This window comes from Oceanobacillus sp. FSL K6-0251, assembly GCF_038004725.1.
Classification (GTDB): Bacteria; Bacillota; Bacilli; order Bacillales; family Amphibacillaceae; genus Oceanobacillus; species Oceanobacillus oncorhynchi.
Map to the genome: position 1 here is coordinate 3426907 of NZ_JBBORS010000001.1, position 25082 is coordinate 3451988.

At 38.3% G+C, this 25082-nt stretch carries 28 protein-coding genes and 1 riboswitch; of the genes, 5 read left to right on the plus strand and 23 right to left on the minus strand.

Annotated features, from left to right (window positions below):
* The first annotated feature begins 59 nt into the window (after positions 1–59).
* Positions 60–308: a hypothetical protein gene (locus tag MKY45_RS17060; protein WP_042530633.1), complete on the plus strand. Its 249-nt coding sequence runs from the start codon at positions 60–62 to the stop codon at positions 306–308.
* 71 nt (positions 309–379) lie between these two features.
* Here the strand turns inward: MKY45_RS17060 and MKY45_RS17065 are convergent, their stop codons facing one another.
* Positions 380–655, minus strand: a complete 276-nt coding sequence (locus MKY45_RS17065; RefSeq protein WP_042530631.1) for a YutD family protein — start codon at positions 653–655, stop codon at positions 380–382.
* A gap of 143 nt (positions 656–798) precedes the next feature.
* Between MKY45_RS17065 and MKY45_RS17070 the strand changes: the two genes are divergently transcribed.
* Positions 799–1344 carry a YhcN/YlaJ family sporulation lipoprotein gene (locus MKY45_RS17070; protein ID WP_042530629.1) on the plus strand — a complete coding sequence of 182 codons (546 nt, stop codon included), beginning with the start codon at positions 799–801 and terminating at the stop codon, positions 1342–1344.
* A complete protein-coding gene (locus MKY45_RS17075) occupies positions 1337–2347 on the plus strand; it encodes a M23 family metallopeptidase (RefSeq protein WP_413465444.1) in 1011 nt (336 codons plus the stop codon). The genes MKY45_RS17070 and MKY45_RS17075 overlap by 8 nt, the downstream gene beginning before the upstream one ends.
* Before the next feature lie 273 nt (positions 2348–2620).
* Here MKY45_RS17075 and MKY45_RS17080 read toward each other — a convergent pair whose 3' ends face one another.
* From MKY45_RS17080 to MKY45_RS17110, 7 genes are all read right to left on the minus strand, one after another.
* Positions 2621–2722, minus strand: a complete 102-nt coding sequence (locus tag MKY45_RS17080; protein ID WP_139089031.1) for a methionine/alanine import family NSS transporter small subunit — start codon at positions 2720–2722, stop codon at positions 2621–2623.
* Positions 2723–2736: 14 nt separating this feature from the next.
* The gene (locus tag MKY45_RS17085) at positions 2737–4260 is read right to left on the minus strand and encodes a sodium-dependent transporter (RefSeq protein WP_193063659.1); all 1524 of its coding nucleotides are present in this window, start codon (positions 4258–4260) and stop codon (positions 2737–2739) included.
* A 218-nt stretch (positions 4261–4478) separates the two neighbouring features.
* Positions 4479–6041 (minus strand): Na+/H+ antiporter NhaC family protein, encoded by a 1563-nt coding sequence (locus MKY45_RS17090; protein ID WP_193063658.1) that lies wholly within the window; start codon positions 6039–6041, stop codon positions 4479–4481.
* Positions 6042–6314: 273 nt separating this feature from the next.
* A riboswitch (Lysine riboswitch) is annotated at positions 6315–6490 on the minus strand.
* Between the two features lie 63 nt (positions 6491–6553).
* Entirely contained in the window at positions 6554–7351 is a 798-nt protein-coding gene (gene yunB / locus MKY45_RS17095) for a sporulation protein YunB (RefSeq protein WP_226894835.1), read from the minus strand.
* 133 nt (positions 7352–7484) lie between these two features.
* Complete coding sequence (locus MKY45_RS17100; RefSeq protein ID WP_040979011.1) at positions 7485–7793, minus strand: YunC family protein; 309 nt, start codon at positions 7791–7793, stop codon at positions 7485–7487.
* A gap of 127 nt (positions 7794–7920) precedes the next feature.
* Complete coding sequence (locus MKY45_RS17105) at positions 7921–9315, minus strand: bifunctional metallophosphatase/5'-nucleotidase (protein WP_212928792.1); 1395 nt, start codon at positions 9313–9315, stop codon at positions 7921–7923.
* Between the two features lie 77 nt (positions 9316–9392).
* The gene (locus MKY45_RS17110; RefSeq protein WP_193063654.1) at positions 9393–9665 is read right to left on the minus strand and encodes a hypothetical protein; all 273 of its coding nucleotides are present in this window, start codon (positions 9663–9665) and stop codon (positions 9393–9395) included.
* A 322-nt stretch (positions 9666–9987) separates the two neighbouring features.
* Here MKY45_RS17110 and MKY45_RS17115 point away from each other — a divergent pair, with 322 nt between their 5' ends.
* Entirely contained in the window at positions 9988–11019 is a 1032-nt protein-coding gene (locus MKY45_RS17115; RefSeq protein ID WP_341173142.1) for an aldose epimerase family protein, read from the plus strand.
* A 101-nt stretch (positions 11020–11120) separates the two neighbouring features.
* On the opposite strand, the gene MKY45_RS17120 is transcribed toward MKY45_RS17115, so the two are convergent.
* From MKY45_RS17120 to MKY45_RS17190, 15 genes are all read right to left on the minus strand, one after another.
* The gene (locus MKY45_RS17120) at positions 11121–12119 is read right to left on the minus strand and encodes a hydroxyacid dehydrogenase (protein WP_193063650.1); all 999 of its coding nucleotides are present in this window, start codon (positions 12117–12119) and stop codon (positions 11121–11123) included.
* A 6-nt stretch (positions 12120–12125) separates the two neighbouring features.
* The gene (locus MKY45_RS17125; RefSeq protein ID WP_193063648.1) at positions 12126–12788 is read right to left on the minus strand and encodes a YczE/YyaS/YitT family protein; all 663 of its coding nucleotides are present in this window, start codon (positions 12786–12788) and stop codon (positions 12126–12128) included.
* 126 nt (positions 12789–12914) lie between these two features.
* Complete coding sequence (locus tag MKY45_RS17130) at positions 12915–13661, minus strand: SIS domain-containing protein (protein ID WP_212928787.1); 747 nt, start codon at positions 13659–13661, stop codon at positions 12915–12917.
* A 115-nt stretch (positions 13662–13776) separates the two neighbouring features.
* Positions 13777–14493 carry an SIS domain-containing protein gene (locus MKY45_RS17135; RefSeq protein ID WP_193063646.1) on the minus strand — a complete coding sequence of 239 codons (717 nt, stop codon included), beginning with the start codon at positions 14491–14493 and terminating at the stop codon, positions 13777–13779.
* 18 nt (positions 14494–14511) lie between these two features.
* The gene (locus MKY45_RS17140; protein ID WP_193063644.1) at positions 14512–15003 is read right to left on the minus strand and encodes a PTS system mannose/fructose/N-acetylgalactosamine-transporter subunit IIB; all 492 of its coding nucleotides are present in this window, start codon (positions 15001–15003) and stop codon (positions 14512–14514) included.
* A 12-nt stretch (positions 15004–15015) separates the two neighbouring features.
* Positions 15016–15813 (minus strand): PTS system mannose/fructose/sorbose family transporter subunit IID, encoded by a 798-nt coding sequence (locus tag MKY45_RS17145; protein WP_193063642.1) that lies wholly within the window; start codon positions 15811–15813, stop codon positions 15016–15018.
* Positions 15806–16588, minus strand: a complete 783-nt coding sequence (locus MKY45_RS17150) for a PTS mannose/fructose/sorbose/N-acetylgalactosamine transporter subunit IIC (RefSeq protein ID WP_193063640.1) — start codon at positions 16586–16588, stop codon at positions 15806–15808. The genes MKY45_RS17145 and MKY45_RS17150 overlap by 8 nt, the downstream gene beginning before the upstream one ends.
* A gap of 12 nt (positions 16589–16600) precedes the next feature.
* The gene (locus MKY45_RS17155) at positions 16601–17026 is read right to left on the minus strand and encodes a PTS sugar transporter subunit IIA (protein WP_193063638.1); all 426 of its coding nucleotides are present in this window, start codon (positions 17024–17026) and stop codon (positions 16601–16603) included.
* A gap of 14 nt (positions 17027–17040) precedes the next feature.
* Complete coding sequence (locus MKY45_RS17160; RefSeq protein ID WP_193063678.1) at positions 17041–17742, minus strand: UTRA domain-containing protein; 702 nt, start codon at positions 17740–17742, stop codon at positions 17041–17043.
* A gap of 163 nt (positions 17743–17905) precedes the next feature.
* Positions 17906–18685, minus strand: coding sequence for a sugar phosphate isomerase/epimerase family protein (locus MKY45_RS17165; protein WP_193063636.1), 780 nt, complete (start codon positions 18683–18685; stop codon positions 17906–17908).
* Positions 18686–18956: 271 nt separating this feature from the next.
* Positions 18957–19763 carry an AraC family transcriptional regulator gene (locus tag MKY45_RS17170; protein ID WP_193063634.1) on the minus strand — a complete coding sequence of 269 codons (807 nt, stop codon included), beginning with the start codon at positions 19761–19763 and terminating at the stop codon, positions 18957–18959.
* A 285-nt stretch (positions 19764–20048) separates the two neighbouring features.
* Positions 20049–21095 (minus strand): SPFH domain-containing protein, encoded by a 1047-nt coding sequence (locus tag MKY45_RS17175; protein ID WP_193063677.1) that lies wholly within the window; start codon positions 21093–21095, stop codon positions 20049–20051.
* A 48-nt stretch (positions 21096–21143) separates the two neighbouring features.
* On the minus strand, positions 21144–21929 hold the full coding sequence (locus MKY45_RS17180) for a TPM domain-containing protein (protein WP_042530618.1): 786 nt from the start codon (positions 21927–21929) through the stop codon (positions 21144–21146).
* Positions 21926–22954, minus strand: a complete 1029-nt coding sequence (locus MKY45_RS17185; protein ID WP_193063632.1) for a TFIIB-type zinc ribbon-containing protein — start codon at positions 22952–22954, stop codon at positions 21926–21928. The genes MKY45_RS17180 and MKY45_RS17185 overlap by 4 nt, the downstream gene beginning before the upstream one ends.
* Positions 22955–22965: 11 nt before the next feature.
* Positions 22966–23475 (minus strand): hypothetical protein, encoded by a 510-nt coding sequence (locus tag MKY45_RS17190; RefSeq protein ID WP_193063630.1) that lies wholly within the window; start codon positions 23473–23475, stop codon positions 22966–22968.
* Between the two features lie 574 nt (positions 23476–24049).
* Between MKY45_RS17190 and MKY45_RS17195 the strand changes: the two genes are divergently transcribed.
* A complete protein-coding gene (locus tag MKY45_RS17195; protein WP_193063628.1) occupies positions 24050–24997 on the plus strand; it encodes a C40 family peptidase in 948 nt (315 codons plus the stop codon).
* Positions 24998–25082 lie beyond the last annotated feature (85 nt).

Genomic DNA, 25082 nt, shown 5'->3' on the forward strand with positions numbered 1-25082 from the left:
TAGAAGGCGAGATTTCCCTCCATCTGCACAAACTACAAACTAACGGGAGGGAAATAACGATGCCAAAAAAAGATTATCAAGAGCATTCAACCGTTCAAAAACAGCATGATGCCCTCATTCCAGAGGAATTTCCCGAAGGGCCTTTTGGATCTGATATTCGTGAACATGACTTGGTTTCTGGAAAGTCAACAGATTGGGAAGAAGGCCAGCAGCGCACAAGTGCCTTCACCTACGCAGACAAAAAACAGCATAAAAAGCTGCAACGAAGAGCTCCCGGAGCCCATCCTCTCGAAGAAAAAGATAATTAAAGCTTTCCTGCTGTATAAAAAAAGAAGTTCAAAATGTCTTCTTAGCCATAAGAAGATAGATTGAACTTCTTTTATTTCTGCATCTTTTTCAAAACAAAATAAGCACAGCCGAAATTACAGTATTCATAAATATAATCCTGAAAACAGCTGATTTTCGCATCTATTGGTGCTTTGGCATGATTATCATGATAAAACCCTTTTAAACGAAGCTGTTCATACGCCCAATCGCCTACGATAAAATCATATTTTGATAAAACCTCTGAATAGCGCTCTTTCACAGCTTCTGCTTCAAAGCCTTCTTTATTTTCTTCAATTAATTCATATGTTTTTCCATTTAACTCAATCATAAGAGAATAGTCACACTCCTTATCAATTATTCTTAGTTTATCACAGAAACAGTTAGAAAAACCAGAAAAAATTACCTGCATGATTTACGCTTGTTTTCCAAAACTAAGATGTAAGAAATAGTTCTTGGAAAGGAGACTTAAAGATGAAAAAAGGATTTGGAATCATTTTATTAAGCCTTGTTATAACGCTTGCAGCTTGTGCAACAGATCAAAATAACTCCGATTCTGACCCATTAGATCCAAAAAACAGAAACCCGGAGATGGAATCAAACACGAATTCGCCATCTCGTGATCAGCTTGGTTTTGTCCGTTATACACAGGATGAATTTAATCAAGATAATACATCAGAACCAAAAGAGATTCATGTAGACCGGGAAGAGATGGCTGATATGATTACCCGCATTTTATTACAGAACCCTGATTTTAAAGAAGTAGCCACGCTTGTAACGGATGAAGAAGCTTTGATTGCTTTTGAAGCTTCAGATAACCTATCCAAAGAAATGGCAATTGATAATGCAGAAAAAACAGCAATGTCTGTACTGCCTGGCTATTATACGATTCATGCTTCTAATAACAGAAGCTTGATTCAAAACATTGAAACCCTGCATTATTCTGTGATGGAGAATGAAGATGTAGATACCGGGCCTCTGGTACAGGAAATTGTCGACACGATGAAGAAGGATGATTAAAAAATACTTATCCCATAAGGAGGTGATTTATCTGGCTAGAATTCGCACTACGGTCCTGATTATGTGCTGCTTTCTTACCTTTATGCAAACCACCGCTGTTGTCCATGCAGAATCAGAGGATCAAATATATACAGACCGCATGGCTCTATTCAAAAAGGTAGAAAGCCTTACCCAGGTCCCTTGGTATTATTTTGCTGCAATGGATAATTACGAACGTAACACACTCTCTTCCTCAGAAGAAGAAAAGGTTATTTCCATACAATTTGAAGAGACCGCATGGTTTGGGCTGGGAAATGCAGCTAAATCAACAGAACAGGGAGTTATCAGACAATTTGGCGGAATTGGTAAAGACGGAAATGGTGATGGCCAGGCAGATCCCGATGATCCTGAAGACATCCTTTATACGATGGCAAATCATATCTTAGCATATGGTCTGCATAAGGATGATGTTAAAATCGCACTCTGGGAGCATTATAAACGTGACTTGACTGTCCAGACAATCATGAACACCGCCAAAGTGTTTCAAAATTTTGGCGAAATCAACCTGACAGATCGTGCCTTTCCTTTAGATACAGATTATAATTACAGTTACCGCAGTACGTGGGGAGACCGCCGCGGTTTTGGCGGCTTGCGCATCCATGAGGGGACCGATATCTTTGCATCCTACGGCGTCCCTGTCCGCTCAACAACCTATGGTGTGGTCGAAATGATGGGATGGAACTTATATGGAGGCTGGCGTATTGGTATACGGGATATCTATAATATTTATCATTATTATGGACATATGAGCGGCTATGAGGATGATGTAAAAGTAGGCCAGGTAGTAAAACCGGGAGACGTGTTAGGCAGCGTCGGATCTACTGGTTACGGCCCTCCTGGAACTTCTGGAAAATTCCCGCCGCACCTGCATTATGGCATGTATAAAGATAATGGATACAGTGAATTTTCATTTGATCCTTATCCTTATATCTCGAAATGGGAACGGATGGAGAAAAATAATTAATAACAATCCTATCCGTGAAAAAGGTGTGTATCCCAGTTGTAAAACAGGATACACACCTTTTTAAATAAAATATTGAGGATAGCCGCTCCAACGGGTTTCATGGAATGAATAACCTTCGACCCCAGAAATACACTACGCTTTCCGTCGGCTTAAGCTAAGCCGTTACCCTCGGAAAGCGACTTCCCGGAGCGGACATCTACTCGGCAAGAATACCAGTATTTTAAAGACCAATTTATTCTCTTGGCTTTTCTTAAGTTTAAATAAGAGTAACACTTATCCTTTACTTTTCTGGACAGCGTTCCAAATACTAGCTGCTAATCCGCCCCATATCACAACAATACCGATAATCATTACAATGATAGCTGAAGCACCCATACGCATCTTCCCTCCTATTTATCTTCATAATCGGATAGAGAATTTTCTGACTTCCATTTCAAAGCTGCCAGGATAATTCCAAGAACTAACACACCTACTACTACGGCCCAGCCTGTATTATTGATAAAGGCATTCGAGTAATTTTCATAGTTCCCGGTATCTGTATCAAACTCTCTTAATAAATTCTGCTTAAACAGCCCAAACATCATATAACCCATAACTACTGGTGTAATCATAGCTAAGCTGATTGTCCACCAGGAACCTAAACGGATATCTGAAATTTCATTAGCATGATTTTTAAGCATATTGGTTTTACGAAGAATCCAGGCAATCAGGACAACTTCGACAAGACCGATCATGGCAACTCCGAACTGGTTAATGAAATAATCGACATTATCTAAGAAGTACAAGCCACCTCTGGAAGCATATAATAAGGAAATCAATGCTGCGAGACCGCCTCCGAAAAGAACGGCTTTCGATCGTGTGATTTTAAACTTATCTACCAATGCTGCTACATACGCTTCTGTAATGGACATAAGAGATGTAATTCCGGCAAGCGTCAATGAGATAAAGAAGAGCGCTCCGAACAATCCATTAAATGCCGGCAACTCATTGATAATGGCCGGAAAGACAACAAAAGCAAGACCGACCCCGCCAGCGACGACATCATCCACACTGACACCGGCAGAAAATGCCATAAATCCTAATATTCCAAACACCCCAATTCCCGCTAATAATTCAAAGCCGGAATTTCCAAAACCAACAATAAATGCATTATTGGTAATATCAGATTTTTTAGGGAGATAACTTGAATACGTAATCATAATTGCAAAAGCAATCGATAAGCTGAAGAAAATTTGTCCATATGCTGCAATCCATACACTTGGTGACAAAATTTGACTGAAATCAGGTGTAAAGAAGGCATTCAATCCATTCATTGCTCCTGGCAGCGTGACTGCTCTTATTACAATAATAATAAATACGATGAGAAGCAAAGGAATAAAAATCCGGTTTGCAACCTCGATTCCTTTTTTTACACCGCGGAATAAAATTCCCAGCACCAATAGCCAAACAATCACTAACGGAATAACTACTCCCGGTACCAATCCGCCTATTTCCCCAGGAATCTCCGCCAATTGAAGATGCTCCCCAAATAAAAATCCTTCTGTATCTTCTCCCCAAGACAGATTAAACGAAAAGATAGAATAAGATATTGCCCAGGCAATAATTACCGAATAATATGTTGAAATAACAAAAGCAACAAGTACTGCCCACCATCCAATAAACTCTGTTTTCTTATTCATTTTTCGAAATGTCAAAGGTGCAGAACCCCGATACTTTTGACCCATGGTAAATTCCATAATTAAAATTGGAATACCCGCAGTCAGTAAAGCAAATAGATAAGGAATAAAAAATGCTCCGCCGCCATTTTCATAAGCAACAGCAGGAAATCTCCATATATTTCCTAAACCAACTGCTGATCCGACAGCCGCTAAAATAAACCCCGCCCTTGTTCCCCATTGTGATCGACTCTCCATCCATCATAACCCCCCTTTTTTAATGAATAACAACAGAATGAAAGCGCATTAAATAAGAATAATAACAAAAATCATTACTTTCAGACTATTCATCTTGTATTATAGCTTTTTTGACATTTTTGTCAAATATCTAATTATGGAAATAGCAGGATTTAATTGCAATACCCTTATTACATCATAAAAGGCTTGGAATACTAAAATGTATTCCAAGCCTTCTGTTAAGATGCCTTCTTTTTATTTTTATTAATCAGGAAATGAGTAATCCAGACAATCCCAGCCAAAAGAACAAGCGTTACAGTTAAAGCTAACCACGTAGAATGAGTTAGTCCAATAACCAAGAAACCAATCAAAGCAGTAAAAGCAGCAATGAAAGCATAAGGCAGCTGTGTAATAACGTGGTCTATATGGTGCGCCCCGGCTCCGGTTGCAGATAAAATTGTTGTATCAGAAATAGGTGTACAATGATCACCGAACACTGCTCCGGCTAATACAGCCGCTAATGCAGGTAAAAATAGCCCCATATCTGTGTTCGCCATAACCTCCGCTGCAATCGGAAGCATAATGCCAAAAGTTCCCCATGATGACCCGGTTGCCAAAGCCATTAAACCGGCAATAATAAACAGAATAGCCGGCAGAAAATCTGCAGAAATAGAGGAATTATTTACTAAACCAGCTAAATAGCTTCCAGTCTCTAAAGCACCGATAATCGAACCAATCATCCACGCAAGAACGAGAATATTAATTGCAGGAATCATGGTTTTAAAGCCTTCAATAAAAATACGTCCCATGTCTGAGCGCGGTTTTCTTTGCTGCATATGAAAAATAATAGAAGTAAGAACAGCTGCAACACCGCCAATAATTAAGGAAAGATTAACATTCGTATTGGCAAAGGCATCAAGGATAGATGCGCTCCCTTCTGTTTCCATAATCCCTGTCACAATCATAGCAAGGACGGTAACAATAAATAAGACAATGATAGGAACAATTAAATGAAATACTTTTCCATCCTTATGCGGATCAAAAATATCACCTAAATCCCCAGAAACCTGAATTCTTTTTGGATCCAGCAGTTCTCCCTTTTCTTTTGCTCTTTTTTCATGCGTGCGCATCGGACCGATATCAAAATGAAAATACGCCACAATAAACACCAGAACAATCGAAGCAATCGCATAAAAGTTTAATGGAATCATTTGTATAAATGCTTCAATCGGCTGCAAATTTGTAATTCCATTTGCTGCAAATAACCCGCCTAAAATACCAATAATATAGGCTCCCCAGCTTGATATAGGTGCGATTACGGTAACGGGAGCAGAACTGGAATCAATGTAATATGCCAGTTTCGCCCGGGAAATTTTTTGCCTGTCTGTTACAGGTCTTGCAATCTGTCCAACTGCTAAGCTGTTAAAATAGTCATCTATAAAAATAATCAATCCAATTACAGCAGTCATGATTTCCGCACCGGTACGTGTTTTCACCCGGCGCAGCATCCAATCTCCAAAAGCTTTAGCCCCGCCAGAAGCTTGGAGAAACGCAGTAAGCACGCCCAGAAAGAGAAGAAAACTGATTAATAATAGATTCCCCATCTCCAAGGCTCCATCTGCATAAAAAATTGTATAAAATACCGTCCATATTTCTTTTAATGTTCCCCATATATGGAAATCATTTAATAATAATGCTCCTACAACAATCCCTGTTCCTATTGAGATAAGAACCTTTCTTGTTAACACCACTAATATCAGCATGACAATTGCAGGTATCAGTGACCAAAACGTACCTTCCATGTTAAGACCTCCAACGATTTATTTTCGAGCTGAGTATTTAAGCATTTTGAATAAGGTCAACGACGCGTAATGAATAATGGAAACTGCAGTTCCTTTTGAAATAATTACGTGCATATAACCGATTCGAAATAGGAAAGTAAGACACAGGGATATCTATCATACTCAAGTACTGTTTCACAGTAAAAACATATACAAATTACCCTTTAAAAACGCAAAAAAACAATGATAGAAAATAACCTATCATTGTTTCACCAATTCACGTTATCCTCCATTTCGATCAGTAGTTCTCCATGTAAATCATTACATGACAGCATAATACTTTTTCAGTAATATGCCAGCAATATAAAGCATGACCTCTTTATATACTTCGGCAAACTATCCTTTCTCCAGCAATCTTCGTTGTCATTCTCCTGCCGGATACTCATCTAATCTGCGCCTCTACCTCACCGATCTGATAAGGTTTTTATTCAATTATAAATATCTTCTCAACTAATTTGTACTATACTACATATTCAGTCACTCTGCAAATCATCTTTTGGTACGGCAATATCAGGAGCATTTCCATCCCCGCCATAGAAATCAGGCACTTTTCCCATAATTGCGCCTCCATCTAAATAAAGCTCGGTATGTACAGTTCTAACTTCGGAGGTAAATGGCACAATAATTTGTACATCTGCTTCTACATTGATATACAGGGAAACCCAAGCTCCATTAATCCCAAATTCTTCTTTATCCTCGACCACATTTGTCCGCACTGCTCCAACCACTTCCATATTAATAGGAATTTTAGGACCTAAATTAGCCAGTACAGAATTTCCCGTTACTTGCCCTAAAGGAATCTCAATCAGCGTAGGATCAATCTGTACCCTGCCATCCGCACCGCCCTCATAGTCATAAGGCTCATGCAGATTATGCTCAAATTCAAGCTGCTCCCCCCGATTCACATGCGCAAAATACTCCTCTACCCGGTCAGTAGCTACCCGGTTGATTTCACTGATAACTGCAGGATCTCGGTTATATGTTACTAAATTTCCTTCATTGTCATAGGTAATGTTCAGGATATCCTCAAATCCATATTCCTCTACATAATATACAGCGGAGTTAATCGCTCTCGTAGCAAATTCATCCGCTTTTCGTTTGGCAATATCAATAACAATCGGTTCAATTTTGACGTTTATCAAATAAAAACTAAAGCCCACTACTGCAAAGAATAAAATTAACGTCAGCATCAGAATGGAGCGTCGAGAGGGGGGCATTCTTCTTTTTCTTCCCGTTCGCTTTCGAAATCGATATCTTCTTTTAAGTTTCAATGCAACAACCCCCTTCGTAATAATTTATGCAATTATGGAAGGGAATTAGAACAAAGGAAAATGGATTGGTTTTACATGTAAAAAGACACTTCTTCTGTCCCCTGCAAGAACAAAAAAAGTGTCTTTCCATGTATTATGATATTTTAAGCAATGCTTCTTTTCCTGTCATCCCGACTTCCCAGCCGTGCTCCTTCGATGCATCTGTTATTTTCTGCAACGGAGCGTTCAGCAATTGATCAATGGTTCTTACTCCCATTGCCCGGCCGGCGATAACGTTTCTTTCTTTCAGCTTAGGTATTTCATTAAAAATATCCACATCGAGCGCTGCACACATAATATACCCTACATCATTGCTGATTGTTAATAAGGTTGTTTGCGGCAATTCCACACTCACTGCTGTAAAAATAATTCCATCCACCTCAAGAGGTTCTACCGTAATCATAAAAATGCCCCCTCTGTTTTTCTCTCGTGATAAGTGTATGCAGAGGGGCTAAAGAACGTCACACATAAAACGAAACTTCACTCAGCGGGAATTTTCGGACGGCTCTCCGTGATAGAATGGAAATGAATCAATGCTGTTTGACAGCATATACTAATAAGTCACGCAAAAATTCCGGGACAAAATATTGTTTTTTTGCAGAACGGGCAATTTCCGGCAGGAGCTGGCCAAAAGTAAAAGTATCTGCAGTAGCAACATAGTATACTTTGTCTGGATGAATAGGGTAACCATCTTCAGTATACACCCGCTTCACATACACTTCCCCATTCCGATGAAAGGCTGTCTCGACCTGAATGCCTGAAAAAATCATTTTCCCTAAGATTTCCCCGCGGAAACCAAAGCCCTTTAATTTTAATTCTGTAAAAGCAGGAGATAATGCCGCTCTGACCGTTTCTATGATTTGATCCCCCTTTAAATCCACAAGGACGGGATTGATTGGATGAGGGCAAATTCGGTGTATATCCCCTTTTGTGATTGCCCCGGCAGGCAGCGAATCTAACAGCACGCCAGCATTCAGCATAGCTATATCCGCATTGGTCCATCTTCGGAGCACTTTAGTCAGTGAATCAATAATGGGGGTTTCTCCAAACCAGTTTACTTCCAGCGGCTTTTCTACACTTGCTACCGCCTGACCCAGATATTGGTCAGCCTGTTGTAATAGCTGCTGTAAATGTTCTTCCGTCTCCAAATCCTTTCCTGTATCCTGCAGACTGATTGCTGCTGCTTCCTTCGAAATTACTTTTTTCTCCTTATGATCCCAAATAAGCTCCACTTCACCGATATAGTAGCAATGCTTTCCCGCTGCAGTGATTAAGGTCTGATTTACCAGTTCACCCTCTTTTAACAGATGATGCGTATGTCCCCCGATAATCACATCAATTGCCGGATAACGCCGGGAAATCTCCTGGTCAACGGAAATTCCTAAATGGGAAAGAAGCACAATAATATCCGATTCTTTTTTCAAGTCTTCTATATAACGTTCAATAATGTCAAATTCATTTTCTACATGCCAGTCAAGCAGCTCGTAAAAGGCATTAAACGGTGCCGTTAAACCTAAGACACCTATCCGTATCCCGCTTTCTGTCATAAAAGTGTGTGTCCGCTTCAGCCAAAATGGCGTCAATTCATCTCTGCTGAATAAATTACTGCAGACCACTTGGAAATCGGCTTTATCATATAATTGATATAATTCTTGATGGGAAAGCGTTATCCCCTCATTGTTTCCCAGCGTCACGATATCATAGCCTGCTTCATTCAGCAGCTCCACATTGGCTAACCCATTTGAAGCTTCTGTAATTGGATGAGAGCGGTCAACGTGGTCTCCTATATCCATTGTAAAGGCAGCTTCATTATTCTCTTTCCGCAGGCCCTGCTTTTCTTTTAAAAAGGCTGTTACTCTAGGCCATTGTTCAAAATGACTATGTAAATCATTTGTATAGTAAAAGTAAACTTTCTCTTCTGACATACTTCATCGCCCCTAACCAATTCCTTGTAAAATCATGCGAATCCCCATCACAATTAATAAGATTCTCAAAAGCAGCTCTAAGAGCGAACTTGAATTTTTTTGATTGGTGAACGCACCCAGTTTGCCCCAATCCATTCCCCCGGTATAAAGAAAAGCACATATGCCCACTCTATGTTGCCAAGCGCAACAGCAGGTATAATTTGAAATTTATATGTATATATTTCCGTTCCCATTTCCGCCTGGCGAAATTCTTTTTCAGAAGCATCTACATTTCGTGGTTTTTTTCCTTTTAACTGCCGAAAAAAAGAATAACGAATACCACCAGCAAACCAACTTTCTACTGTAATCATATCACATTGCTGGATAGATGAAAGCGAGGGAGTTTTTTACAAACGCATTGATTTTATTTTATATAGAAGAATCCATGTTTCCAAGATAAAACTGTTTTTTTAAATAGGTTTACGAAAGGGTTTCCTCCAAATATACTTTTTCCCTATTGCCAAAGCAATCTTCCAAAGTTAAAATTAAATTAGTTTGTTAATTAATTTAATTATCTTAGTTGGTATCTTATTAATTTTTAAGATTACTTCTCTACAATAAAAGCATCAAAAGCTTTACGATTACAACTAATCTAAAACACATTGCGTTGTTTTTCAAACTGAAGGTGAGAAAATGAATATTCAAGTAAAAGAAGTCGTAAACGGCTGGAAAGAATACACACTAACCAATGATACGATTGAAATTAGTATTCTGGATTATGGAGGAATCATCACAAAATTATATGCACCAGATCGAAATGGAAACGAGGAAAATATTGTATGGACTTTTAAAGATTATCATGATTATGAAAATAACCCATTATATTTAGGTGCTTTGATTGCCAGAGTTTCTGGACGAATACCTGACGGGCGATTTAAGATTAATCAGCAGAGCTGGCAGCTGGAAAAAAATGAAGGTAACCATCATCTGCATGGTGGAACAAATGGCTTTCATCAAATTCTGTGGGATACACAAGTGAACAAAACAGAATCGGCAATCGAATTACAATTAACGACGAATGATGTCACTTTTGCAGGCGGGCACCCTGGTAATTTGGATGTCTCTATCACTTATAGTCTTACCAGCAAGAACGAATTGTCTATACATTATCAAGCCGTTCCAGATGCAACAACCGCCCTTTCTTTAACAAATCATAGTTATTTTAATTTAACCGGAAATGTGCAAAATTCTATTTATCAGCATCATGTCACTATGCCGGACAGCACCATCATAGAATTGGATAAAAATCTGCTGCCTACCGGAAAGCTTCTGGATACGTCAAATACAGCATTCGATTTTCGATATGGAGCTCGCTTGGGAGAAGGGGTGCATTCATTATCTGAATCTGAACAATTAGCTTTAGCCGATGGATATGATCATTATTTTTTATTTAAGAACGCTAAAAACAGAATAGAAATTTATGAGCCCACCTGTGGGAGAACCTTATCTATAGAAACGAACCAGCCTGGTATGACGATGTATACTGCGAATCAGGGTTCACAAGGATATCTATTAGAAAATGGGACTGCCCCAGCTCATTATGGGGTTTGTTTTGAGACTTCCAATACACCTTTAGCACTCTATCAAGATAGACTGCCGTCCATCGTTGTAAAAGCAGGTGATGTTTATAACAAATCAACTACCTTTACATTTGGCACGAATTAGCTTTCTGATTTTATCAATGCACGAAATAACCTTCCAAAAAAAGCGAATCCGATTGAACAGGATTCGCTTTTTTTGGAAGATGACTCGTTTCCCTTCTGAAGTTAAGCCATATTCCTATATGATTCTTTCGTTATTTTGTATTGAAGCGGCTCACCTGCCGTAAAGCGCTTTGCTTCTTCCAGCATGAAAGCCCCTAAACGAGCCCTCTCATTACCAGAACTTCCTGCTATATGCGGTGTTAAAACAACGTTAGGCAGAGTGTATAATTTGGATTGTTCCGCTGGCGGTTCTGGATAAGTCACATCTAAAACAGCTGTAATATCTGTACGTTCTTGTAAAACTTCTATCATCTCATCTTCTCGAACAATAGCACCTCTAGCTGTATTAATAAATGTTGCATTTTGCTTCATAGACTGAAAATGCTCTTTTTTAATCATTCCTTTTGTTTCGGGCAAAAGCGGGCTATGTAATGAAACAACATCTGCATGTTTAAAAATCGCTTCTAAAGAACAAAGCTCTACATTTAAATTACTAGCTTCATCTTCGTTTACAAATGGATCATAAGCTAATACATTCAAGTCAAAATGCCGTAATAAATCCGTTACTTTCCTGCCGATTTGACTCAAAGAAATAATACCTGCCGTTGCTTGATAATTGCCGATTAGCGGCTGATACATACCATTAATATAATTTTTTTCCTCTTTTAGCCATCTGGATAGCTGCCAGCCGTTTTTTAAAGAAAATAGAATTTCACTTAATGTAAATTCTGCTACTGGAATGGCATTTGCCTGATTAGCTGTGGTAACTTTTATGTCTCTTTCCCATATCTCGTCTGATAATAATTTCTTCATTGTTCCAGCTGCATAAAAGATAGCTTCTAAAGATGGCGTTTTTTCTAAAAACGATTGATCAAATACCGGAGCACCCCATCCAGAGAAAATAACCTCTGCTTCTTTTAATAAATTACCTTCTTCTTGAAAATTATATTTGGTCAATGGTTTTCCAATAATATCAATATATTGCGAAATCTCTCTTTGTTTATCAGGTGTATAGACTTTTTCAAACAAATTTTCGTCCATTATAAACAGACCTTTTCTCATATGTTTTCACTCCTTTGACCGACGCATTGCAGAAATACTGCTGCTTGTTTTTTGTTTCTGAAACAGTTTAATAAGCGGTCCAATAATCAAAGCTGATATAATGGTTCCTTCTCGAACACCCTGAACAGAACCAAATACGATAAACGAAATAAACATTGCTAAGCATACCAAACTTATATCAAAATAAAGCTTTACCTTTCCAAACTCCTGTGAAGTTTTGTAAGAAATCACTTTTACAATTCCTTCAGCCGGATTATTTACCACTTGTGCCTTCAACTGTACCACCGTGCTAAATGCAATAATAACACAGCCAATGACAACCATATTTAATTGAACCCAGTAATAAGATTGCGGGATATGAATAAGGAAATAAGACCAAAAATCAATAGCTATTCCTAATATTGGCCCTACTAATAATTGCAAATACTGAACTCTGGGAAAATTTTTGCCCATCATTATTATTTCGATTAAGACAAAAAGAAGATTAAACAGCATCGTCAGCATTCCAAAACTAATAGGTAAGAATAGACTAAATGCATATGGCGGACTCGTAATAGGAGTAGTACCGAGATGTGCAAGTGTAACCAGACTAATGCCGAGTCCCATAATGAAAAGACTCAGCAAGAAAAGCCCATAAGATTTTAATAGATTGGATTGTGCCAAATACATACACTTCTTTCCATAAATATTCCGATATTTTAATAGCTGCCTTTTTATTTTTTTGAACATAGATAGTTAGCGATGGAAAAATAAAATCCTGTTTTATGGACGTTTCTCTCCCTGTCCTGGACAATCTCATTCCATATTTTTAATAAGCAGCGGCACTTTTTTTCCGTAAATATCTAGTAATTTTTTATTGTGTTCATCTGAACCAGTAATATTTCCACTCAGAAATACTGGTGGAACTTGCCCTGTTTTGATAAGTAAATCAGTGACTTCTGCTAAAATAGCTTGAAGAATCGAAATGCCAATCACAGAGGACGATGGGGCAAAACGAATACCTGTGTCAGAATTACTTAACATTGCGTCTCCAACCTGTACATGGTTATCTATTGTATAATCGCAGACATCTTTCAAGTATAACCCGTCTTCATGTCTGGAAGGCTGCTGTTCAGCATATGCTGTACTGGTTAATGCCACTGTAACAGCTCCATGTTCTTTCCCATATAATGCGACATCTATTGGAACTGGGTTGATGCCTGAAGTAGAAATGACAATTAGCACATCCTTCTTAGTAATGGAATATTCCGCTAATAATGGACGAACATATCTATTTTTTCTTTCTTTTTGAGAAGATGCTGCCCCGCCTTGATGAAGCATCAATTCGTCAATCAATATAGGATAAATCGGTGCAAGTCCTCCTGCACGATAGAATACTTCCTCTGTTAAAATATGAGAATGACCACATCCGAATAAATAAACAACTCCGCCATCATTTATTTTATCTGCGATTACTTCACTCACTTTCTGCATAACGTTTGTTTCTTTATTAAACGTATTTTCAAGCTGCTCTTGTACTTTTTGATAATACTTCTTTATCATCATAATCCCCCTTGAATAATTGGTTTAAAGTTTGAAACGGCCTTCTTATCCATTGGTTATTCTCCATTTAAGAGGCAGCCCTTCCTTTCTCTTAAATGGAGATAATCATTCTAGTTTAAACGCGATGCATTCTATCTTTATATTTTTCGATTAATGACTCATTGTATTCTCGGCCGCCTTCCACGTTGGCGCTTTTCATTATCGGCGGTTCGATACCTTTTTTCACTAGATTTTCGATTGCTTGTAAAACAACACTATCAAGTAAGTAAGCTGCTGAAATAGAAGATGTAGGACCTGTTTTCATTCCATATTCCGGTATATCTATTCCGCAGTCTCCAGGGTCTCCACAGTTATCCAGGACCACATCGGCAAATTCATATAATTTTTTTCCGCTTGAGTGCAGGCTTTTCGCATTTTGAGAATCTTTTAAATTTGTAACAACAATCAGCTTATTCCCTTTTTCTTTTATATATTTAGCCATGTCAATGTGCAAAGGGTTTTTCCCAGAATTGGATATAAAAATAAAACAATCCTCATCCTGCTGGTCGACTAAACGAATAAACGCATCACCAACCCCTTCAATTACCTCAAACCAGCCATTGATTCCGTAAAACTCTTTGATAGCCTTGGAGTTAACGAATCCTCCTGCCCGGCCAGCAACTTCAATGGCAGCTGCGAAAGAATGTCCCGAGCCAAAAGATTGAATAATACCTCCCCGTTCAACCGTTTCTGTCAGGATATCGGCTGCTCTTTCAATATTCTCCCGTTGCTCTGTTCGTATTTTCTTTAAAATATAATCTATTTTCGCATAAAATTGGTCGACATAGTTCACTGCATTCACTCCTCTTACTTATCGCTTGGCTTTATTCAAAAATACTTCAATGCTTGTTTCCGGGTCATCTGGCACCATTTGAGCTGTCACCTTCACCCCGCTGTTAAGAAGTGTTTGGATCGCTTTCTCTTCATCTGCTGAGAGACTTACTGATTTTTTGATTTGCACTGTACCAAAACGATTGGAAAGATTTCCGATATTGACCTGTGGCAGCTCCAATCCTTCCTCCTGCAGACGAACTAGGATTTCTGGTGATTTAACAACCAGTAAAACACGCTGTCCCTGATAGTTGCCTGCTTTAATATTTGCGGCTGCTTTTTCAAATGGCAAAATAGATGTATTTACTCCTGATGGTGCTGCCATTCTTAATACCGCTTTCTCATGATCACTGGCAGCAATGATATCATCTATTACCATAATTCTGTTTACCCTTAAACCAGTAGACCATCGAGTAGCTACCTGTCCATGAATTAATCTATCGTCAACTCTTACATGTACAATTCCTTCCATTTCTATCTCTCCTTATGTTGTAAATATTTTTAAATTATAAGCAATAATCCCAAGTGCCATTAGAATAAAGACAACGCGTGTTGAATTTAACTTTTTCTTACCCAGCATCCAATAAGTGACTGCAACAACAAGAACTGGACCTAGGGATGGCAAAATTTGATCAGCAAGCTCTTGTATAGAAAGTGTAACTTCCCCTTGCTGGAACTCATATCCAAAAGTTGCTGTAACCACCGTTGGGATAAGCGCACCTACAACGGTAATTCCAAGGATATTAGCAGCTTTTGTAAGATTCTTTAACCTGCCGCCTATTTCGGTTACGAGTCTCACACCTTCTTGGTATCCGGACCAAACAAAGAAACGCATGGCACCAAGACGAATAAATCCAAACACAATCCAAAGAATCAAACCGATTGGGTTTCCTTCAAGTGCTAAATAGGAAGCAATGGAACCTATGATGGTAGTAGGTATAACAAAGAAAAGCGTATCACCAATCCCGGCCAGCGGTCCCATCATACCTGTTTTTAATGAAGCTACTGCTTCCATTGATTTGATTCTTTTCTCTCTTTCAAGAGCTGTATTTACACCTAATATTAAAGGGGCCATCGTATTATTCGTGTTAAAAAATTGCATATGTGTCATGGCAACTGTTTTGCGTTCTTCGGGATCCTTATATAAATTCTTAAGTAACGGCAAAATACTGAAATAATATCCTAACCCTTGAAACTTTTGATAATTCCAGCTTGCTTGTCCAAAGAAAAACCATCTCCAAAATACTTTCTTTAACTCACGATACATCTTTCGTTTACTCATCGCCCATCCCTCCATTAGCTACCGCAGGATCATTGTTATCATTATTTTTAGTGAACCGCTGATATCCTAAAATTGCCAGAGCTAGTCCAACAAGTGCAGCTCCTAATACAGACATACTTAAATATGCTGCTACGACAAATCCAATAATAAGATAAGGGATATTTTCCTTTACAGGTAAATATCGTAATAATATGGCTATACCTAGTGCAGGAAGCATTCCGCCAGCTACACTCAAACCACTCATCAGCCAATCAGGCATATAGTTCACGATAGATTCTACAAACCTTGCACCAAATACAAGTGCTAAAAACACGGGTATCATTCTAGACAGAGAAGTAGGAAGCAATCCCCATAACCCCATCCTGGCAGCTTTATCAAGGTTCCCTTGTTTGATAAAGGTCTCTGCCCTGTTTTGAAAATACGTGTTTGTAAATCGGGCAAGAACATCGAGCTGAACCATTAACAAGCCAATCGGGATTGCTAAGGATATCCCAAACTCAGCTCCTTCGCCTGAAAAGATAGCAAAAGCTGTACCAATCAATGCACCCGTCATATAATCTGGAATCGATGCACCGCCGAAATTTCCAACTCCAAGCACCAGTAAATTCAACGTCCCTCCGACAATCAATCCTGTTTGCATATCTCCAAGAATCAGCCCGGCAAAAAAACCTGCCATTGTCGGTTTAACAAATCCCATTGTTGTGTTGTTTCCATCATAAATTGCAAATGCTGCATACAGCGTTATTAATAATACTTGCCACCAGACAATCTCCATCCTTACTGCCCCCTATTCATCTAAATCATTATTATTCAATTCAAGTGGATCCGCTTTAAAAATTGCACTTCTTGAAGATTCAATAACCCGATTAAGGTCAGAAATCATAAAATCAGTTTCATCTAAAAAGAGTGTTTCCAAGACTAGCGGCAGATTAACTCCGCTAATAACAAAGGCGTTTTGTTCCATCTCTAATTTATGTGTCAGCGCTACCGCCTGGTTGTAGGGCGTTCCCCCTTTTAAATCAGCAAGAATCACTATTTTTTTATTAGAACGCTTCCATTGTTCCAAATAAGATTCCAATTTTGAGGAAAAATCCTGAACACCAGCTTCGGTAAGTTCGATAATAGAAAGCTCTTCTTGTTCTCCCGTAATCATATCAACTGCTTTTTTTAGACCACCAGCTACTCCATGGTGAGATACTAACAAGATATTCATTTGTCCAACTCCTTTTATAAAGGTTCTATTTTATTGCTGAAATACTCCCAACGCTTATACGTTTCAATATATTCCACCACTCTTTTTTCCAGTAAGTACGTGTATCTGCGTATGAACGCAGTTGGTTTATCGCCTTCAATCTCAAGCAGCTTACTTTCCTCAGACGGCGTCGGGAAACAAATTTCTGTTATTTCTGTCGAATCTGCCTGGAAAAGATTAATTTCAAAATCATGTTTTATTTTTTCATAAATTGAGGAAAATGCTTCTAACTCTCCAATATCTTCCTTAATAAATTCAGATAAAACATAAGAGTATTGGACAAGCAACGGCACATCATCAATCATGCGTACGCGCTTGATTAAGTAAAATGCTTCCTCTTTGTTAATATTTAATTCTTTAGCTATTCGTGGATCTGTCATTTTTTCTACATTTAGTACTCGGACAGATTCTTGCTTCCCTTGATATTTTTCCTGATCAGAAAAACGCACTACTTTTGCTTTTTTCCCTTTGGAAACGTAAGTCCCTTTGCCTTGATAACGTACAAGATAACCTTCCTGTGTCAGCTCCTGTAAAGCCTTAATTACAGTAATACCGCTTACATTGTATTCTCTTTTCAACTCCGCTTCACTGTAAAACTTATCTCCTGGAAGAAACTTTCCGTTATTAATCTTGTAAAGAAGACTTTGCTTGATTTGCAGATATTTTGGAATAGAAATAAGATAACCTCCTAACTAGTTAATCAGTTAATATATTAAGTTAAAATAAAAAAATAATAGCATTGTTTTCATAAAGTTGATATCCATCCAATTCCCTACACCTTGCAATCAATCCAGGCATTTCGTTTTGCAATAAGCTAGTATTTAAATTTATGTTTGTCCTTTACTTGGCGGAATATGATGTAATTATTGATTGAAGCACTTTTACATCATTCTTTAATTGTTCGATACTATCTTCTTTCACAAATTCCATCATTAAATAACACATTCCTTGTTGCTTTTCTAGTTGTTGTAAGTACTTTTCCCAATCAGAAATACCTGCTGAAAAAGGATACACAATGACGTTATTTTCAACAAGCTGCCAATGAAAAACATGAACATGGCTAAGCCATTGTCTTACGGTATCAATACTCTTCACATTCTTATTCACTGTTTCAAATGGCGAGGGCTGCCAGTATAAGGAAACGTTTGAATGATTAATTTTCTTCATTAGCCGTATGGCACTATCTGCCGTATCTGTTAAAGTTCGGCCATGATACTCTAGATTAATATGAATTCCTTGTTTTTCTGCTAAATCAGCAATTCGTTTGGCATCCTCTATCACTTTTTCCCATTGTCTTTCTGTTGCTTCGCTTGATCCAATATTTCCAGCCCATACTCGAATGGCAGGAGCCGTCAATTTTTCAGCAGTATCTAAGATAGCTTCAAAAGAAAATGGTTGTTCCTTTACCCCTAGACGATAATAGGAACCATAAGAGATAATATCTATTTCTGCTTGCCGGGTTATATTAGCAGCATACGCAGCATGTTCTAAGTCACCAGGCGGAACATGAATATCGCCGCCCCATTCTATTCCTTGTATATCCGTATTTTTAGCAGCTTCTATTATTTCTTCTACAGATAAGTTTCTAAAGGTTACAGAACATAAGCCTATTTGAAACATCCTTTTCCTCCTCTCAAATTTATTTTTCTTTCCTGTTAGTCCACTAGAAAAAATAACTTACCGTTTTATAGCATTTAAATCGCTTCTATTTGTATGCTGTTTTTTAATAGCTTTCTTTTAACAACTTACGCTTATCATACGAAAAATTTTTTTAGCTGTCTTATTAAAGGCGGAATAAAATTCTCAATTTCGGAAATAAACTTTTGAAGGTGTATACCTTCTTTTTTTAAATAAACTAAAAAAAGAATATACTAAATATCAGCATATTCTTTCAGCTATCTGACTCCTTTGTATATTGATATTTATTCCTGAATTTCTGAGGAGAGATATTCGTATACGCTTTAAATTTTCTATAGAAGGTAGAAATTGCTTCAAAACCTACTTCAAAACAAATAGATGCAATATCATTATTGGTTTCCATGAGTAATTTTTTGGCAATTTCCATTCTTACTTCATTTAAATATTTCATCGGTGTCATATCATATTGATCTTTAAAAATCGTATTGATATGTCTGGTACTTATCCCAAGCTTTTGAGAATAATCATTGGCATCTCTAATTTCAAAATATCGTGTTTCGAGGTAATCTTTTAAACGTTCAGCCCGAAGCACATTTGCATCCGTAATATTTAATTCTTTTTGACTTCGAAATAAAATCAGCAATAATTCTTCCAGATAGATTTTTACAGCTACTACATTAATCAAATCCCCTTGTGCTTGCTCATAAAGCATCCTGCGAAGTAACTGTCTTACATTTCCTGCTTCAAATGGACTTAAATCAATTAACCTCGGATTGCTAAAATCCTGCATTTCTAAAACCTTTTGAATATCCGAATCCAAATGGAGCACATCAAACTCAAGCACAAGTACTGTCATTTTCCCCTCTGATGTAATAGAGTGGTCTGAATATGGCGGGATAAAAGCCAGACTATCTTGAAAAAAAGTGTTTTTTTGATTATTAAATGTAATCTCTCCTGTATTTTCGAGAGCATAAAGAATCTGGTGAACCTTATGATGGTGTTTCTTTACAAGATTTCTATTCGAATGTTTATTTTCTTTTAAACGAATACGATATCCCATTATAACTGCTCCTTTGGTTTGTGCTTTCTTTAATTAATTCTTAGATGTAATACATTTTTTGTTAAATACTTGTAAACAAAATAGACTTTTAACGTTACGCTAAAACATAATAACTACTTTAAAATCATGTTTAGCATTAATTATTTTTTCTTGATTTTCTCATCTAACATTTCTGTTCTTTTACTACATTTATTTTATAGCATGTCATTTCATATCGTCCATCTAAAAAATAAGGATACTATCTCCTCCAAGACAGCACCCTTATTTTTAATCTATTTTTCGTATTTAAACCAGCTTATGTCCACAATTCCCGCAGAAATTCATTCCTTGTGTTTTACTTCCGCAATTCGGACAGAAGTTTGGAATTGATTCGCTTCCTTCATTATCAGAAGCATTCTGCTGGTTTCCGGTCTGTTGATTCTGGCTTTGTTGTCCACCCTGATTTTGCTGTCCGCCCTGATTGGACTGCTGGTGATTTGCTGTATTTTGGTCATTCGTACCGTTCATCATTTCCTTTGCCATCTGCATTCCCATCATCATTCCGGCCATATCTGTTGCGGAATTGCCGCCATCTGATTTCCCGGAAGCAATCGCATCCGTCATAGCGACATCTTTATACCGTCCCATATCGCCGATCATGCCATGCGAGGCAGTTTTTGTAATCATATCCTGGATTTCTTTTGGATAATTAAAGCTCATGATTTGAAAACCTTTAATCTCAAAACCATCCTGATTGACTTGCTTATCTAAATCCTCTTTGATACCCTCGCCGATTTCAAAGGAATTCGCCTGAAGATTAAACATATCCTTTCCTTCTCTGGTAATCCACTTCATTAATAATTGATCTAAAACAGCAGTAATTCTCAGGCGAATGTCTTCCACCAGAAAACTGTCTCTGACGCCTGCGATATTATCTATCAGCTTCACATAATCTTTCACTGTAAACTGAAAGGTTCCATTAGCACGGATCGGTATACCGCCAGGAAGCTGTGGAGAAGGTATGTTTATCGCATTTTTTGTGCCCCATTTCACAGTAAACTGTTTTGTATTGACAAAAAGCACTTCCACACGCATTCCGCTGTTAAATCCAAATTTAAATCCTTTTAAGGTAGATAAAAAAGGAATAATGTCTGATTCAATTTCATATTCGCCCTCTTCTTTAAAAACCCCTTCAATTTTTCCCTGGTTGAAAAAAATAGCATCCTGGCCCGGGCGAACAATTAATTTACTCCCTTTTTTCACCTCGTTGTTATTCCATTTCCAAAAGATCATATCATCACGAAATGATTCCCATTCAATCACATTTGCTAATTGCCCTCTAAAAAAGCCCATCATTCTGTTCATCCTTTCTTTATTTCAATACCTTCATTCAATCTATAATTAAAACTTTGCACGCCCGGAAGATCGGGAATGTCCGCCGCCAGTTCTGCCTATACTGCCGCCTCCCCGGCCTCCGCCGCTGTTGTTCTTCTGAATTTTCGTTTTCGTAACGGTTTGACGTAAATATCTATCTGACTTGCTTTTAATTCTTGAATTATCTGCATCAAGATACGTACTTGCATTCGTCGTCACACGGCCGCCCATATTAAAAATCATGGAACCTACAATAACTGCACCAATTATAACAGCAGCCAGCAACTGGAACCAAGTTTGAAGAAAAATACTGTCCGGGTTGATACTCGGGTTCACACCCATATATCGCTCTACCTTTTCAAAATATAATAAGCTGGCATCGTAATAATCGTTATTTCGTAAATCAGGAACTAAATCATCGGCAAGCTGCTGCGCACGCTCAGGGCCAACATACTCTTCTCCCTTATAAAATCCGCTTACCGCAATATCTCTTTCTCCGGAAGGTCCTGAAAAATCAAGCCCCATAAATACCGTATCTCCATGTTCTCCATCATATCCGGGGCCCTGTTCATCATAGAAGTCATCGATATATTTTTGGATATCTCTTCCATCAGACTCATCCTTCGTCAATATAAGGATATCAATCTCGTTCTCTTCACTATATTCAGCCGCCCTCTGCTCCAGATCCGTCCGCTCATTATCTGTAAATATGTTTGCATCATCATAAATATACTGCTTCTCTGCAGACACTGCAGGCAGCATTAGGAAAGATATAAGTACAAGTATACCAGCCGTAATTAAAAACTTCTTCATAGTAAATCACCGCCCAGCATCATCGCTATTGCTTTAAATAAAACAAAAGACCCTCCAGCAATGCTGGAAAACCAAAGCGCTGCCTTCGAATAGCTCAACGGCGGCTTTCCGACAATTTTTCCAGTCTGCCCATTCATTGCAAAGGTATGCTCTTGCTGATCAAAATCGTAATATACCATCCAGACTGGCAGCAGGACATAGTAGCTGTTTGCTTTCTTGGTGCGTATGTTTTTTTGTTGATAGCTTACAGAGCTGTATCCCCGGATGGTGGAAGCTATATACGTATCCATAAAACCTTGAATTTTTGCCTTCACCCGGTCAAATAATTCATCATCGGTATAATTATACTTTTCAGCTAAGTATCCTGCTAGATAAGGCGTTTTAAAATCCTCCAGCTTGTTATAATCATAAGGCTCTATTTTATCCATCAGCTCATCATTCATTTTTTCTGATGCATCGACCGGCACTTTTAAATAACTGATATCAATATCTCTATGCACACGATAATACTTGGTTTCCGTATAACGATAATCGCCGCGCCGATACGTGCGTACTTTGGTACCTGTTGCCTTTACGTCTACATCATTGTCTAAATCGTACATCCAAAAAGGGACATACATTCCTGTAATATTTTTCACACGGTCTGCAGTCATAAAGCCCTTAGGCGTCAACCTGCCATTTTTACACCATTTTTTAAATGCTTCCATTGCTTCTTCTTTACTGATGGTAAACGGAATTACTTTCGCAGGTGCCAACTCCCCGGATAACCGGTCAGCAAGCACCACCCCGGCCCCGCAGAAGCTGCATGAGGTCGCCGTTGTATCTGCATCAGTTAAAACAATAGCACCGCAATTCTCACAATGATATTCCTTCGCCTCGTCTTCCTCAAAGGACTGCGAGATATTCACGTCATCATACGTATCAATATGCTCCTCATGCCCGCAGCTGTCACAGGCCAAATGACCGGAAGCACTGTCAAATTCCATATCCGCCCCGCAGTTGGGACATTTATAATGCACTAACATCCGTCTTCACCTCATTTTTCTGATCGCAATTCAAGCAGCGCCTCTGCTTCAGCAAGCTCAAACTGGATCTTCTCTTCTTGTGCTGTTGTGTATTTCATTATATCGGCTTCATTTTCTTTCGCAGAGGTCTCCCTCTCTAAAGCATCCAGCTGGTCAAAGGTTTCTGAAAATGTTTGACGCATTCGGTCATAGCTTTGCTGGAAAGGGACCATCTGTGTTTCAAAATCATATTTTTGGCGTTGTAATTTTTCAATTTCTTTCTGTGCCGCTTCTTTTTGCATTTGAAATCGGCTTTTTTCATTTGCTTGTTCCGAGCTTTCTTCATATCTGGCAAACTTATCTGCCAGTCCTTGCTGCTCTATTAGCTTTTCCTGTGTTCTGGTAATGTTTAGTTGAATAGTGTCTATTTTGGCGTGCATTTCCCGCATTACGCTATCCATTTCTTTTCTGTTTTTTTGCAGCTTTTGTCTGTTTTTCTTCGCTTCTCGTTCAGATGAAAAAAGGCCTTTAAAAAAACGCATTCTGAATCATCCTTTCTGCCTCGCTTAAATAATTGTACGTTTGAACTCCACAAAAGGTTTCACTGCCTTTTCAGAACGGTAAGGACGTTTCAAAATAATCAATTACCTTATAAGGATAACTTATTTTCTATTAAAATTCTAATTACCTTTTTAAAAATTTCGATTTCTTTTACAAGATTGTAATATTAATAGCTTTTCGAAATGAAAATGAAATGAAAAAACCGTAAATTTATCTGAAATTGTTGATAGAACTTGATTCGAAACCTGTCGATTGATGTAATATATTTTAATAATTTGTTACCGACCTTTAAAAATTTGGACACCTTCTTGTGATATCTCTATGTTACCTTGTATATAGTGAAAAAATAAAAGTTCAGCGAAAATATAGCTGAATCAGGTCTGGGTTGGTTTCAGTCCGTTATCTTCTGTTTCAATCAATTTGTACTCCCCTATATACAATACATCATAGAATAGGAGATTAACGGACGGCCATACCACGATTTGAGCGAAATCTTGCTACATAGGTTTCTGTTTTTCAACAAAATAATATAAACATTCTTAAGGAGGAATTCTTTTGGCACCATTGAATCTTGATGCAAAAAAATATGTTATTTCGACTGCGTTTGCTGCAACGTTAGCACTCACTCCAGTAGTAGGCTCCAGTGTATTAGCAAATGCGGGAGAAGGATCAACAGAAGGAGATATCACCTACGAAGAAAGTAGCCTCCCTGAAGCCCAAGAGGAACAATCTTCTGAAGAAACACCTTCTGCAACAGTTAACTCTTCTCTTGTTCAACAAGGTGATTCCGGTTCAGAGGTAGAAAATATACAAAGTTCATTGCACGATCAAGGCTATTCTTCTAGTAACGTAGATGGTATTTTTGGAGAGCTTACGGAACAAGACGTAAGAGATTTCCAATCTGATCAAGGCTTGCAAGAAGACGGTATTGTAGGACCAGCTACTTCTGATGCACTAGGTACTCCTGTTGAATCCGCTCCAAGCTCTGAAGAAGCTTCAGAATCAGAAGCTAGTGAAGAGGAAGCAACAGAAGAAACAACTGAGAATGACATTGTTATTGAAGAAGTCTCGAATGATTCCGGATCCGAAGACAATGCAGGAACACAATCTGGTTCTGTCAGCGGTTCTGACATCGTTGCAGCAGCTGAAAGTGCTTTAGGAATCCCATATCAATTTGGAGCATACACTCCGGGAGAATCAAATCCTTCTGCATTGGACAGCAGCGGATTGATTAACTATACGTTTGACCAAGTAGGCATCGATGTTTCCCGTACACACAGCCAAATGTGGGCAAATGACGGAGTTCATGTAGATTCTCCAAGCGTTGGCGATGTTGTCTTCTTTGAAGGAACATATGATACAGCTGGCGCATCTCACAGCGGAATTTACATTGGTAACAACCAAATGATTCACGCAAGCAGCGGCAGCGGTGCAATGGTTGTAGCTGACATGAGCGTTGATTATTGGCAGCAACATTACCTTGGAGCAAAATCTTTCAATTAATAGTTAAAAAAACAAGCGCAACCTGGCGCTTGTTTTTTTATGTTTGCTTTTTATTCTTTTCTAGCATTGAAAATTTTATATAGAC